Source organism: Halopseudomonas oceani (genome assembly GCF_963677335.1).
Taxonomy (GTDB): Bacteria; Pseudomonadota; Gammaproteobacteria; order Pseudomonadales; family Pseudomonadaceae; genus Halopseudomonas; species Halopseudomonas oceani.
On record NZ_OY781932.1, the window covers coordinates 1,694,525 to 1,707,741 of the forward strand.

Annotated in this window: 8 protein-coding genes; 6 read left to right on the forward strand and 2 right to left on the reverse strand. The window is 62.5% G+C overall.

Translation table 11 applies throughout. The features are described from left to right. Positions 1–70: 70 nt before the first annotated feature. Together ACKPCU_RS08055 and ACKPCU_RS08060 are read right to left on the reverse strand one after the other, a co-directional pair. Positions 71–736 (reverse strand): pentapeptide repeat-containing protein, encoded by a 666-nt coding sequence (locus ACKPCU_RS08055; protein ID WP_321351265.1) that lies wholly within the window; start codon positions 734–736, stop codon positions 71–73. Between the two features lie 47 nt (positions 737–783). Then, positions 784–2,640, reverse strand: coding sequence for a PQQ-dependent methanol/ethanol family dehydrogenase (locus tag ACKPCU_RS08060; RefSeq protein ID WP_104737105.1), 1,857 nt, complete (start codon positions 2,638–2,640; stop codon positions 784–786). Positions 2,641–3,018: 378 nt separating this feature from the next. Between ACKPCU_RS08060 and pedF the strand changes: the two genes are divergently transcribed. From pedF to ACKPCU_RS08090, 6 genes are all read left to right on the forward strand, one after another. After that, positions 3,019–3,456 carry a cytochrome c-550 PedF gene (gene pedF, locus ACKPCU_RS08065; protein ID WP_104737106.1) on the forward strand — a complete coding sequence of 146 codons (438 nt, stop codon included), beginning with the start codon at positions 3,019–3,021 and terminating at the stop codon, positions 3,454–3,456. A 4-nt stretch (positions 3,457–3,460) separates the two neighbouring features. After that, positions 3,461–4,348 (forward strand): substrate-binding periplasmic protein, encoded by an 888-nt coding sequence (locus tag ACKPCU_RS08070; RefSeq protein WP_321351269.1) that lies wholly within the window; start codon positions 3,461–3,463, stop codon positions 4,346–4,348. Between the two features lie 360 nt (positions 4,349–4,708). After that, a complete protein-coding gene (locus ACKPCU_RS08075) occupies positions 4,709–6,727 on the forward strand; it encodes a TonB-dependent receptor (RefSeq protein ID WP_321351271.1) in 2,019 nt (672 codons plus the stop codon). Positions 6,728–6,925: 198 nt separating this feature from the next. Continuing rightward, positions 6,926–8,704 (forward strand): PQQ-dependent methanol/ethanol family dehydrogenase, encoded by a 1,779-nt coding sequence (locus ACKPCU_RS08080; RefSeq protein WP_321351273.1) that lies wholly within the window; start codon positions 6,926–6,928, stop codon positions 8,702–8,704. 178 nt (positions 8,705–8,882) lie between these two features. Beyond that, the gene (locus tag ACKPCU_RS08085) at positions 8,883–11,459 is read left to right on the forward strand and encodes an insulinase family protein (RefSeq protein WP_321351275.1); all 2,577 of its coding nucleotides are present in this window, start codon (positions 8,883–8,885) and stop codon (positions 11,457–11,459) included. A 184-nt stretch (positions 11,460–11,643) separates the two neighbouring features. Next, positions 11,644–12,810 (forward strand): porin, encoded by a 1,167-nt coding sequence (locus tag ACKPCU_RS08090; RefSeq protein ID WP_321351278.1) that lies wholly within the window; start codon positions 11,644–11,646, stop codon positions 12,808–12,810. The last annotated feature ends 407 nt before the right edge of the window (positions 12,811–13,217 follow it).

A 13,217-nucleotide genomic window follows, 5' to 3' on the forward strand; every position in this document is an offset into this window, starting at 1 on the left:
ATCTGCTTAAACACTAGCAGAATGCGTTCAGTCGCGGCTCGGTGCAAGAGGGGAGCGACCGTGACGGCGGTTACTCCCAGCCGAACGGGCAGGCGGTGCAATCGGTCATGTTGACGTTCAGGAAGGTTCCGTAGTGCAGCCGGGCGCCCTCCAGGTTGGCATCGGCAAGGTTGGCGTGATTGAGCTTTGACTCCTGCAGGTTGGCATCGCGCAGGTCGGCCCCGGCCATGTCGGCCTTGGGTAGCCAGGCCATTTCCAGGTTGGCGGCGCGCAGATGAGTGTTGTGCATGGTCGCGCCGCTGAAGCGGGCGAAGTCCAGGCTGGCGCCGGTGAAGTCGGCGTCGTTGAAGCTGGCCCCCTGGGCCGTCAGATTCCAGCCGTTGATGGCAATAAATCGTGCCCCGTCGGCCTTGGCGCCGCGCATGGCGGTCTGCTGCAGGCTGGCGCGGGTAAAGTTGGCATTTTCCAGGCGGGCGTTGTCCAGTTTTGCCTGATCCAGGATGCTATGACGCAGATCCGCGCCACGCAGGTCGGCGCTGGTCAGATCGGCCCTGCGCAGATCCATATGACGCAGGTCGGCGCCGCGCAGATCGACCCCCGGACAGCGGGTGCCGGGAACCAAGGCGCAGCCGTTGAGGGTCTGAATATCTTCTTCGGCGATGTCTGCACTTTGCGCCAGCAGCGCGGGGCTGCTCAGTGCCAGCAGGCTGGCAGACAGGTAGATCAGCTGTTTCATGTTCAGCTCCAGAGCCCTGCCCGTTGAGCGGGCAGGGCATGACAGGGTTACTCGTTGGCCCAGCTGGGCAACTTGAAGACCCAGAATGAACCACCCTGAGCGACCGGTTTGGTCAGCTCGGCCATATCGCCGCCCCAGAGCGGGACCGCGCCGCCGTAGCCGGTGGTGACGCCGATGTACTGTTCGCCGTCTTGTTCCCAGGTGATCGGCGGGGAGATGATCCCGGTGCCGGTCTGGAACTGCCACAGCTGTTCCCCGGTCTCGGCATTGAAGGCCTTGAAGAAGCCGTCGCCGGTGCCGGTGAATATCAGGTTGCCGCCGGTGGCCAGCACGCCTGCCCACAGCGGCAGTGACTCCTGGTGTTCCCAGACGACGTTGCCGGTTTGGGGATCCATGGCGCGCAGGGTGCCGACGTGGTCGTCGAACATGCGCTTGATGCGGAAGCCCATCCCCAAATACGCCGAGCCCTTGTTGTAGCTGACCTCCTCGGTCCAGTACTCCTCCTTCCAATGGTTGGCCGGTATATAGAACAGGCCGGTATCGCGGCTGTAGGCCATCGGGTTCCAGTTCTTGCCACCAAGGAACGGCGGCGACACTTCAATCGCCTCACTGCGCTCCTGACCTTCCTCCAGACGCGGAGGACGCTGGCCCTCGTTTTCGATCGGACGGCCGGTTTCCAGGTCGATGCCGCTGGCCCAGGTGATGTTGTCGACGAACGGGAAGGCGTTCATCAGCTTGCCGTCGTTCCGGTTGACCACATAGAAGAAGCCGTTGCGGTCGGCGTGGGCGGTAGCGGGTACCTTTTCTCCATCGTTTTCGTAATCGAACAGCACCAGTTCGTTGTTGCCGGAGAAGTCCCAGGTGTCATTCGGGGTGTGTTGATAGAACCACTTGACCTCACCGGTCGTGGCGTCGACACCGACCTGACCGGAGGTATAGAGGCTGTCATAGTCGCCGGGCTCGCCGTCTTCCGCTGTCCGCGCCCAGCCATTCCAGGGAGCCGGGTTGCCGGCACCGATGATGATGGTGTTGGTTGCCGCATCGAAGCTCGCGCTTTGCCAAGGCGCACCGCCACCATGGCTCCAGGCCTCGACCTTGCCGGTCGGCGAGTTCGGGTCATCCGGCCAGGAGGGCGCCTCGATGTCGCCGGTCGGGGTGCTGTCCTGGCCGTTCAGACGACCCATGTGGCCTTCCACAAAGGGGCGCATCCAGACTTCTTCACCGGTTTCCGGGTCGCGGGCGAACAGCTGGCCGACTACACCGAATTCGTCGCCGGAGGAACCGTGGATGAGCAACGTACGCCCGGTGGTCTGGTCCTGCACGATGGTCGGCGCGCCGGTCATGGTGTAGCCCGCCTTGTGGTCGGCGAACTTCTTGCGCCAGACAACCTTGCCGGTGTCCTTGTTGAGCGCAACGATGCCGGCATCCAGGGTGCCGAAGAACACCTTGTCGCCGTAGATCGCTGCGCCGCGGTTGACGACGTCGCAGCAGGGGCGGATGTCGTCGGGCAGGCGATGCGAGTAGCTCCACAGTCGCCGCCCGGTTTTGGCGTCGAGGGCAAACATCCGCGAGTAGGAGCCGGTTACGTAGATCACGCCGTCATGGACGATGGCCTGGGATTCCTGGCCGCGCTGCTTTTCATCGCCGAAGGAGAAAGACCAGGCCGGCGTCAGCTTGAACACGTTTTCATCATTCACCAGGTTCAGCGGGCTGTAGCGCTGGGCGTTGGTGCCCAGGCCGTACATCAGCACGTTGTTGGTGGTCATGTGGTCGTTGGCGATGTCCTCCCAGGTGACTGGGGTAGCGGCTACGGGACCGGCTGCGAGGCCGAGGCCGGCCGCGATCACGAGGCTCTTGATCGCCTGGCTGACGGGCTTCAGCGCGGGAAGTCTTGTTGTTTTCATGGCAGTTTTCCTGTTGATCGTTGGCATGTTCAGCGGAGGCTGATCCACGACTCATGGTGGGCGTGGTGCCAATAGACGGGATACGGAAAACAGCCCGGATACGGCGGGAAAAATGCCCGTACCGGTGGCGCTTGGTACAGGGTGGAAGGGAGGACTACTTAGGGTGCAGATAACCTGATCCAAGGATCGGGCGGATTTCTCCGGGAAAGCAGAAAAGGCTCTGGAATAGGGGATACGGCCCGGAAGGGGAGGGCTTTCTACTACCAACGAACTAGCTCGCGGCCACCAAAGCAGCATTGGGCCCGTTGTGGCGGCTTCCTACCATGGCAATCGACAGCAATGCACTTGCGTAATCGATTCGGCCACGAGGTGAGCAGTATGAACCATTACAAGAACACACTGAAAATGACTGCACTTGGCCTGGCGCTGGTCGCCGGTCAGGCGCTGGCCCACGGCAACGTCACGCCCCAGGCAGTAGATACCAAGGGATTGGAAGAACTCGGTGAGGAATGGCGTGAAACCAACCCCTACCGTGAAGGGCATCCGCAGCACGAGCTGGCGATCAAGGTCGGTGCATCGGCCTACAACCAGAACTGCGCCGCCTGTCACGGTCTGGAAGGCATCTCTGGCGGCATTACACCGGATCTGCGTTACCTGGAAGTCGGTGACTACGGCGATGAGTGGTTCAAGGAGCGGGTCATCAATGGCTCGGTCCGCGATGGTCGCGTCTATATGCCGAAGATGGCTGATTTCCTGAGTCAGGAAGCACTCTGGTCCATTCGTACCTGGCTGGAAAGTGTGGCAGTGGAGCAATAACGTCATGATCCGCGCCTGGCTGTTTTGTCTCTGCCTGCTGCTGGGACTGCCAGCGCAGGCCTACAACATCACCCACATCCGTGATTACGACGAAATCGTCGCCTCCGGTGAGCTGCGGGTGGCCCTGTACCAGGACTTTCCGCCCTACAGCTTCATGCAGGGCGACGAGCCCGCGGGGGTTGATGTGGCGCTGGCCAAGGCGCTGGCTGAAGGACTCGGCGTGCGTCTCAGCATCCAGTGGATGCTGGCGGATGAAACCATTGACGGTGACCTGCGCAACCACCTGTGGAAAGGGCATTACCTGCGCCCGGGCGAAGTCGCCGACGTCATGTTGCGGGTGCCCTACGATCAGGACTTCAGCAACCGCCGCGATGAGCTGGGGCTGCCGAAGAACGAGCTGGTGCACATGTTCGGGCCCTACCAGCGTGAACGCTGGCAGGCGGCCTATGATCCGAACAAGATCGATGCCGTGCCCAGCATCGCGATCTTTCAGTACTACCCGGTCGGGGTAGAGGAAGACTCGGTGCCGTCGTTCTATCTGGGCTCGGTGCTGAATGGTCGGCTCGCTGGCATGACGCACCACTACCGCACACTCAGCGTAGCCTTCGACGCCATGCTCAAGGGCGAGGTCAACGCGGTGATGGGCACCCAGGCAGAAATCGACTGGCTGCTGGCTCAACACCCGGCAGCGGGCATGCAACTGACCGAAAACGTCTACCCAAACATCGGCAAGCAGGTGTGGGAGTTGGGGATGGCGGTCCACGACTCCAACCGTCAGCTGGCCTATGCACTGGGCGATGAAGTGGAAAGCATGATTCTCGATGGCCGGATGGCGGCTATCTATGCGGCGCAGGGGCTGCGGTATTTGCCGCCTGATCGCTACGCGCAGTAATCGACTGATCTCCTTTGCCGGCCTCTGGGCCGGCTTTTTTTGTTTATGAAAGCGGAAAAACAGTAGGGCGGACTAAGCCAAAGGCGTGTCCGCGTTTGTACTAAATGTGGCCCATAACCACGTAGCCGGGTGGCGGAATCCCAAGCGCGGACACGCCTTTGGCTTAGTCCGCCCTACGGCTATTTGCATTGGGCTGCGCGGAGTCCGTTCCTGTGCTCTTGCGTAGAGCGCACGTGCTTACCACCGACTTACATTCGAATAACGGTTTTCTGCTTCAAATGTTACGTTATAACAATTATAGTCTGCCCCCGCGGTGTGCCAGCCACGCCGTTGCCAATACCAAATCGAAAGGGAGCAGCCATGTTTTCAAGCAAGACGCCATTGACTCTGGCGCTGGCGGCGGTGGCCGCTGGTGTCTCTTCCGTGCAGGCGGCGGATGCGCCGCTGGAGTTGCCGACGCTGACGGTCAGCGCCAGTGCGTTGAACCAGACGCCAGAGCAGATGACTCAGCCGGCGGCGGTGCTGCAGGGCGAGGACTGGTTTGCATTGCGTGAAACCGGGTTGGCCGACAGCCTGGAGTCGTTGCCGGGGGTTCGCGCGGCCGGGTTTGGGCCGGGCAGCAGTCGCCCGGTCATTCGCGGTCTGGACGGGGCGCGGGTGCGGGTGCTGAGCGACGGTGCTGATGTGCTGGATGCTTCGACCATCAGCCCAGACCACGCGATCAGCGCTGATACTGCGCTGATTGAACGGGTGGAGGTGCTCAAGGGCCCGGCCACGCTGCTGTACGGTGGCGGGGCTATTGGCGGGGTGGTCAACCTGATTGATCGCCGAGTACCGACCTATGTGCCCGAACGCGGTTATGAAGGCGAGATTGACCTGCGGGCTAACACGGTCGCCGATGAGCGCGCCGGCTCTGCCGGACTTACCCTCGGCACTGGTGCCTTTGCGATGCGTATCGAAGGCGGCAAGAGTGAGGCTGATCCCTACCGCATCCCGGGCCATCCGTCCCGTCAGGAAGGCGCCTACAACGATACCGATACCGGCTCGCTGGGGCTGAGCTGGATTGGTGAGCAGGGCTATCTGGGTCTGGCCTACAGCCGCCAGGATCGCGAATACGGTCTGCTGGCACATGAGCACGCCGACTGCCACACCCACGGCCCGGACTGGCACTGCGGTGGTCATGGGCATGGTCACGGCCACGACGACGATGAACACGCCGATGCCTGGATCGATATGGAGCAGCGCCGCTGGGATCTGCGTGGCGAATATCAGAATCCGTTTGCTGGCGTAGAGCGTGTACGCCTGCGCGTTGCCGATACCGACTATCGCCACGTCGAGATGGAAGGTGACGAAGTCGGAACCCGCTTTACCAACCGCGGTACAGACGGGCGCCTTGAGGTTACCCACGCCCCGGTTGCTGGCTGGCGCGGAGTGATCGGCACCCAGCTGACCCGCCGTGATTTTGCTGCGGAAGGGGAGGAGGCTTATGTCCCGGCGACACTGACCCACAACCGCGCGCTGTTCCTGCTGGAAAGCTATGAGACCGGCGACTGGCTGTATGAAGTGGGCCTGCGTCAGGAATGGCAGTCGGTGGAGGTCAAGCAGGGTAGTGACGACGCCGACCATCGCGGCACCTCGGTTTCACTGGGTGCTACCTGGCAGTTCCAGCCGGATCTGGCGCTGTACGGCTCACTGTCGCGTTCGCAGCGCCTGCCTGCCGCTGAAGAGCTGTACGCCAACGGCCCGCATGCGGCGACCCGTACGGTAGAACTGGGTGATCCGGATCTGGATCGGGAAACTGCGATCAACGCCGAGTTGGGCCTGCGTCGTACCCGTGGTGCGGTGACCTTTGATGTGAGTGTCTATCGCAACGAGGTGGATGACTTCATCTTCGCGGCTGATACCGGCGCGGATCCAGGGGCCGGTTACCGGGTGGTGGAGTACCGCCAGGCCGATGCGGTGTTGCAGGGTGTTGAAGGCAGTGTCAGCTGGCAGGCGACTGCAGCGACCGGTCTTACCCTGTTTGGCGACAGCGTGCGTGGTCGCCTGAAGGACGGTGGTGATCTGCCGCGCATCCCGGCTGATCGGGTGGGCGTGCGGCTGAATCAGCGCCTGACCGGTGCCCTGTCGGCGCAGCTGGAAGCGAGTCAGGTAATGCGTCAGGACCATACCGCCGACTACGAGACCGAGACCGGCGATTACACCCTGCTGGGCGCTGGCGTGAACTGGCGTGGCGTGCTGGGCGAAAGCGACGTGTTGCTCTATCTGCGCGGCAACAATCTGCTTGATGAAAAGGCGCGTCAGCACAGCTCGTTCATCAAGGATGAGGTGCTGTTGCCTGGCCGCAACCTCACGGTTGGCGCGCGTCTGGTGTTCTGAGTAGGGCGGGTAGTGCTACCAAGGGAGTAAGGAAATCACCCCTGTGAGCAATTGTTGGTATTGGGCTCTGAGCCAAGAATCGTGGCCAGAAGCAGGAAATTTTCCCGTTTCATCGTGTGGGACGTGCTGAGCGCTACCTGAGTGTCGTTCAGCGCAACCCGACTGCGCCAATACAACAACATCTCAGAGGTAGCAGCAATGACCAAACATGCCCGCTCTTCCTTTCTGTTGACCACGCTGGTTGCCGCCATGAGCGTCGCCGGCGTGGCAGCAGCCAATGTCACCAACGACGATATCCGTGCCGACGCCACCAACAACAGCCAGGTGGTCACCAACGGCATGGGTCTGCAGGGTCAGCGTTACAGCACCCTGGACATGCTCAATACCGACAACGTCAGCAGCCTGCAGCCGGTCTGGGCTTTCTCGCTGGGGGGCGAGAAGCAGCGCGGTCAGCAGTCCCAGCCGATGATCAAGGACGGTGTGATGTATATCACCGGTTCCTACTCGCGCGTTTTTGCGGTGGACGCCCACACCGGCACCAAATTGTGGCAGTACGATGCCCGCCTGCCTGACGGCATCATGCCCTGCTGCGACGTGATCAACCGTGGCGTTGCGCTCTACGACAACCTGGTGATCTTTGGCACCCTGGACGCCAAGCTGGTCGCTCTGGACAAGGATACTGGCAAGGTCGTCTGGCGCAAGACCGTGGCCGACTACCGGGCCGGTTACTCGATCACCGCCGCGCCGCTGGTGGTGGACGGCAAGCTGATCACCGGCGTCTCCGGTGGTGAATTCGGTGTGGTCGGCAAGATCGAAGCCTACAACCCCACCAACGGCGAGTTGCTGTGGACTCGTCCGACCATTGAAGGTCACATGGGTTACGTCTATGAAGACGGCCAGCCGGTGGAGGCCGGTATCTCCGGTGGCGAGGCTAACCAGAGCTGGCCGGGCGACCTGTGGAAGACCGGTGGCGGCGCGCCTTGGCTGGGTGGCTACTACGATCCGGAAACCAACCTGCTGTTCTTCGGCACCGGTAACCCGGCACCCTGGAACTCGCACCTGCGCCCTGGTGACAACCTCTACTCCTCGTCGCGTCTGGCTCTGAACCCTGACAACGGTCAGATCGTCTGGCACTTCCAGACCACCCCGCATGACGGCTGGGACTTTGACGGCGTGAACGAGCTGATCTCCTTCAACTACGAAGAAGACGGCAAGGAAGTGAAAGCGGCCGGTACTGCCGACCGTAACGGCTTCTTCTATGTACTGGACCGCACCAACGGTGATTTCATCCGCGGCTTCCCGTTTGTCGACAAGATCACCTGGGCCACCGGTCTGGATGAGAACGGTCGTCCGGTTTACGCCGATGACTACCGTCCGGGCGCGCCGACCGAATCCGGCGATGCCGGCCGTCAGGTCTTCACTGCCCCGGCCTTCCTCGGCGGCAAGAACTGGATGCCGATGTCCTACGGCCAGAACACCGGCCTGTTCTACGTACCGTCGAACGAGTGGGGCATGGACATCTGGAACGAAGCAACCACCTACAAAAAAGGCGCCGCCTATCTGGGGGCTGGCTTTACCATCAAGCCGCTGAACGACGACTACATCGGCGTGTTGCGGGCGATGGACCCGAAAACTGGTGAGGAAATCTGGCGCTACCAGAACCCGGCCCCGCTGTGGGGTGGTGTGCTGAGCACCCAGGGTAATCTGGTATTCACCGGTAACCCCGAGGGTTATCTGATGGCCTTTGACTCCCGCAACGGTGAGAAGCTCTGGCAGTTCAACACCGGTTCCGGTGTGATCGGTTCGCCGATTACCTGGGAGATGGATGGTGAGCAGTACGTCTCCGTCATGTCCGGCTGGGGTGGCGCGGTGCCGCTGTGGGGTGGCCACGTTGCCGAGCGGGTGAAGAACTTCACCCAGGGCGGCACGCTGTGGACCTTCAAGCTGCCGAGCAGCGCGGCAGTCAGCCAGCGCTAAGCAGTCGGGAGTGCGCGCCCGCGCACTCCCTTTTTCTATCCGCCAGGGCCATCCGGAAGCCCTGGTTATGGCTTTTCGCCATTTGTCACCCTGCTCTACTACTTTGGTACCGGTTTTCCGGAGGTGGCCTTTGCCTGCGTTAACCTGAGCGCTGGCTTTTTCCCCTGCGTGACCTGCCGTGTACTCGATACCTCTTGCCTCCCTGCCTGCCGACCAGCGTGACTACCAACTGTACCGCGCCGCCAACGGTTTGCTCTGTTTACTGATTCACGACGCTCAAGCCAGCCAGGCCTGCGCTGTCCTGCAGGTATCCGCTGGCAGTCATGCCGAACCGGATGACCTGCCGGGGCTGGCGCATCTGCTGGAACACATGCTGTTTATGGGCTCGCAATGCTGGCCGGAGCCGGGCTCGTTTCCCGCCCGGGTGGCGGAGTGGGGCGGGCGCTTCAACGCCAGCACCGCTCCGCATTCGACCAGCTTTTTCTGCTCGGTGAGCCCGCAGGGGCTGCAGCCCTGTCTGGCGCAGCTGACCGACATGCTGGCGGCTCCGCTGTTTGCGCCCGACCAGGTTGAGCAGGAGCGGCGGGTAATCGACGCCGAATTTCATACCCGGCTGGCCGACGACGCTATTCATGCCCAGGCGGTCCTGGCCGAAGTGGTGCACCCGGACCATCCGCTCAGCCGCTTCAGCGCTGGCAATGCCGTTAGCCTTGCCGGTGACCCGGGCTGGCTGGCTGAACGCCTGCGTCAGTGGCACGGCATTCATTATCGCGCTGGCAGCATGGCATTGGTGCTGTATGGGCCGCAGCGGCCTGAGCAACTGCTGGCGCTGGCACAGGAGAGCGCAGAGCAACTACTGGCGGGTCGCGCGCCGGAACCCTTCGCCCAGCCGCTGTTTGCCAGCGGACAGCTGCCGCTGCAGCTGGATTGGCAGGGCCGCAGCGGTCAGCCGCAATCCGTCCTGCTGTATCCGCTGATGGGCTGTGATGTGCATGGTGCGGCGGCTAAATGGCTGTGTGACTGGCTGAACAGCCCGGCACCGGGCGGTGCGCTGGGGTATCTGCGAGACCGAGGGCTGCTCGATGAACTGCACGCCTCGCTGGACGCGGATGTCGGTGGTCAGGCTCTGCTGCGTATTGAGCTGCAGAGCGCTGACGCTGAGCCCGAGCAGGTGCTGGCCGGGCTGGATGGCTGGCTGCAGGCCATGCGCAGCAAAGACCCAGCCGAGTGGCCGCAGGCGGCGCGTCGGGCACTGGCGCAGACTGCCTTTGACCTTGGGCCGCAGGGCGACCTGCTCGACAGCTGCCGACGCTATGCCTTGAGGCTGCTGGAATTGCCCGCCGAACAGGTGCTGGACGTGGCTGGCGTTGCGCTGGATACCGTCAGTATGTCTGACTGGCAAGCGCTGCTTGATCAACTCCTGCCAGCCAGGCGTTTGCTGCTACAGCGTCAGCCCCGCTTGCACGGAGGTGAACGATGCGCGCACACCGGCACCCCTTGGCAGGCGCGACCGCTGCAGCTACCCCCGGCGCCCTCGGCCGATCTGGCAGGGCGTCTTGGCTCCTGCCTCGGGCCGCTGGCCGAGGCCCCGAAAGGGCTACGCTGGTCCACGGTACTGCCCGGTTTGCGGCTGCGCCGCTATGCAGGCCGTGCGGGCGCGCTACGCACTCGGCTCGCTTGGTGCTGGGCCGATACCGCAGCGAGTATCGCCGAGCGCCGCTGGCTGCAGGCTTGCTGGACATTGCAGAGTGAGGCGCTGCAGCAATGGGGAGCCCGTGTTGGCATTAGCCTGCAATGGTCATTGGCAGCGGGGCAACTGGTGCTGGATGTTGCTGGCCCGCCGACCCTGCTGCCGGGATTCATGCGCGAGCTGCTGAGCCAGTTGCATACCCCACCAGCCACAAGCCAGTTGGCGCTTATCGAGCGGCGCAGCCGACGCTGGGCGCAGGAGGAGGCTGACGCGCTGCCAGCCTGGCGGTTGTTACAAGCGCTGGAGCGCGAGCGCTCAACCCGGGCCATGCGGTTGCGCGACCCCCTCGCACTCTGGCGGCGGTTGTGCGCCGAAGCACAGATCATCTGGCTCAAACCTGACGGCTGCCCAGAGGCCGAGTCTGCGCAAATGGCCAAGTTGCTGCTCAACCTCTGTCCGCGCTTGATGCAACCCTTTGACTGGTGCTGCCCGTTACCGCAGCTGCAGCCGGGGCAGCTGCAGGTCAGCGAGGTCAGCAGCAAACATACCGATCGCGCGCAGCTACTGTACCTGCCAGCCGAAGACGACAGCGTACTTGAAGCGGCTTGCTGGCGGTTACTGCATCACCGGCTGGCTGATCCGTTTTTTGCCGAACTGCGCACCCGCCAGCAGCTTGGATACTGGGTGGTGGCGCGCCTGCACCGGCGTGCCGGTCGGTCCGGTCTGTTGTTGCTGGTGCAGTCACCGGAGCGTTCGCACCGTTGCATCGAATCAGCGGTCGACGGATTTCTCGAGCAGAGTATGCCGGCGTTGGTCGCGCTGTCTGCCGAGCAGTTGCAAGCACAGGCTGCCCATCTGTCGCGGTTGCTGGAGCAGCAGCGGCAGCATCCGCAGCAGGGCTTCGAGGCGCACTGGGATGATTGCCTTTGGCAGCGTGAAGGTCAGTTGGTGGCAGAGCAGCAGGCGTTGTTGGCCTTGACCGGTGCGCACTGGAGCGCCTTTGTCAGTCGCTTGCCGCACAGTGCGCGCTGGCGCCTGGTGAGCCGACAGGCGGGGGCCGATTGAGGCGGCTACCGCTTCTACTACCTCGGTAGGTTGTAAATACAACCTGCCACCGACGCGCCTGTTCGTCGCTTGGTCGCAGACACCAAAGGGCAAGGCAACCGCCGCTCATGGCCAATGGGGGCGGGCAGGGGGCTTTCTGATAATCGGCGTGACGCTTTAGTCACTGATTACATCGGAGAGCACCATGTACAAGAACAAGATTGCCTGCACCCTGCTTACCCCCATCGCCCTCGCACTGCTGAGCGCCCCGGCGTCCGCCGCCATCACCCTGTACGACGAAGACGGTACGACCTTCTCCGCTGACGGCTACGTCAACGCCTTCTACGTCCAGACCGACACCGACAACATCAACGACGATCTGGACCGCGACCAGGCCCGCGTCAAGATGGGCTTTTTGCCGAACTACATCGGTTTCAACATGGGCAAGGACATGGGTGACCTGAAGCTGGGTGCGCGTTCGTCCTTCTGGGTCACCATCAACGACAGCGAAACCAACAGCACCGCGACCGACATCGACGTTCGTCAGTTCTACGGCACCATTGGCGGCGATTGGGGTGAAGTGCTGGTCGGTAAGGACTTCGGCCTGTTTGCCCGCTCCAATATCCTGCTCGACGAAATGCTGGCCGGTTACGGCCAAGTCAGCGACACCCTGGGCCTGGTTGACGGCGGCGGTGTGTCCTTCGGCAACATCGGCAGCGGTTACCCGTACCCGTTCCCGACCGCTCAGATCACCTACCGCTCGCCGGTCATGGGCGGCCTGCGTGTTGCCGCCGGTATCATGGACCCGGTCGACACCAGTGACGACAGCGCTGTTGGCAAGAACTATCAGGACGCACCGCGTTTCGAAACCGAAGTCACCTACCAGTTCGACCTGGCTGGCGCCGACATCTACAGCTGGGTGAACGCCGGTTACCAGACCTCCAAGAACACCGACAGCACCGTTGATGACGTGACTTCCCAGGGTTTTGGCTACGGCGTCCAGGCGAAGATGGGCGCCCTGTCCGTGACCGCGTCAGGTTTTGACGCCGAAGGCATCAACCCGTTCTTCACCAACAACGCCGGCGAAGCGGTTCTGCGTGAAGTCGACAGCACTGGACACCTGTTGCAAGGTTCCTACACCTTCGGCGGCAAGACCCGGCTGGCGCTGTCCTATGGCAAGACCGAAGACGACGGCAATGGTCTGGGCGTTGCCGCTGACTACGAAACCCGCGCCATCGGCCTGTTCCACAGCATTAACGAGCACTTGACGCTGGTGGCTGAGTACAACCAGTTCGAGATCGAAGATCGCACCAACAACCTTACCATCGAAGAGACTGACTCGGTGGCGCTGGGTGTCGCGCTGAGCTGGTAATTGCGTCTGCTGGTATCGGCCCCGTTTGCGCATGCAGGCGGGGGTTTTTGCATGTTGTTGCGCCGGACCCGTGGTGTGTCGTGCTAACCCACCATTTCAATTGCACGTCATCCCCGCGCAGGCGGGGATCCATCGTGGGGCCTGAGTGGCCACTGGATTCCCGCCTGCGCGGGAATGACGGTGTAGTGGGGGGAATGACGGTGTGTGGTGGGGCTCTGACGCATGCGAAGGGATTCTAGAGACGGAGCTGCGGCTTTTGGTTTGTGACGATCAGGCGATACCCGAGCCCAAATCTGGCACGTCGCGTCCTTCCACGTCATCCCCGCGAAGGCGGGGATCCATCGCGGTGCCTGAGTGACCCGGTAGATTCCCGCCTGCGCGGGAATGACGGTGTAGTGAGGGGAATG

Bases quoted from the DNA above. Each gene is read 5' to 3' on its own strand.
- ACKPCU_RS08055 (WP_321351265.1), bottom strand. From the start codon at position 736: ATGAAACAGCTGATCTACCTGTCTGCCAGCCTGCTGGCACTGAGCAGC.
- ACKPCU_RS08060 (WP_104737105.1), bottom strand. From the start codon at position 2,640: ATGAAAACAACAAGACTTCCCGCGCTGAAGCCCGTCAGCCAGGCGATC.
- pedF (WP_104737106.1), top strand. From the start codon at position 3,019: ATGAACCATTACAAGAACACACTGAAAATGACTGCACTTGGCCTGGCG.
- ACKPCU_RS08070 (WP_321351269.1), top strand. From the start codon at position 3,461: ATGATCCGCGCCTGGCTGTTTTGTCTCTGCCTGCTGCTGGGACTGCCA.
- ACKPCU_RS08075 (WP_321351271.1), top strand. From the start codon at position 4,709: ATGTTTTCAAGCAAGACGCCATTGACTCTGGCGCTGGCGGCGGTGGCC.
- ACKPCU_RS08080 (WP_321351273.1), top strand. From the start codon at position 6,926: ATGACCAAACATGCCCGCTCTTCCTTTCTGTTGACCACGCTGGTTGCC.
- ACKPCU_RS08090 (WP_321351278.1), top strand. From the start codon at position 11,644: ATGTACAAGAACAAGATTGCCTGCACCCTGCTTACCCCCATCGCCCTC.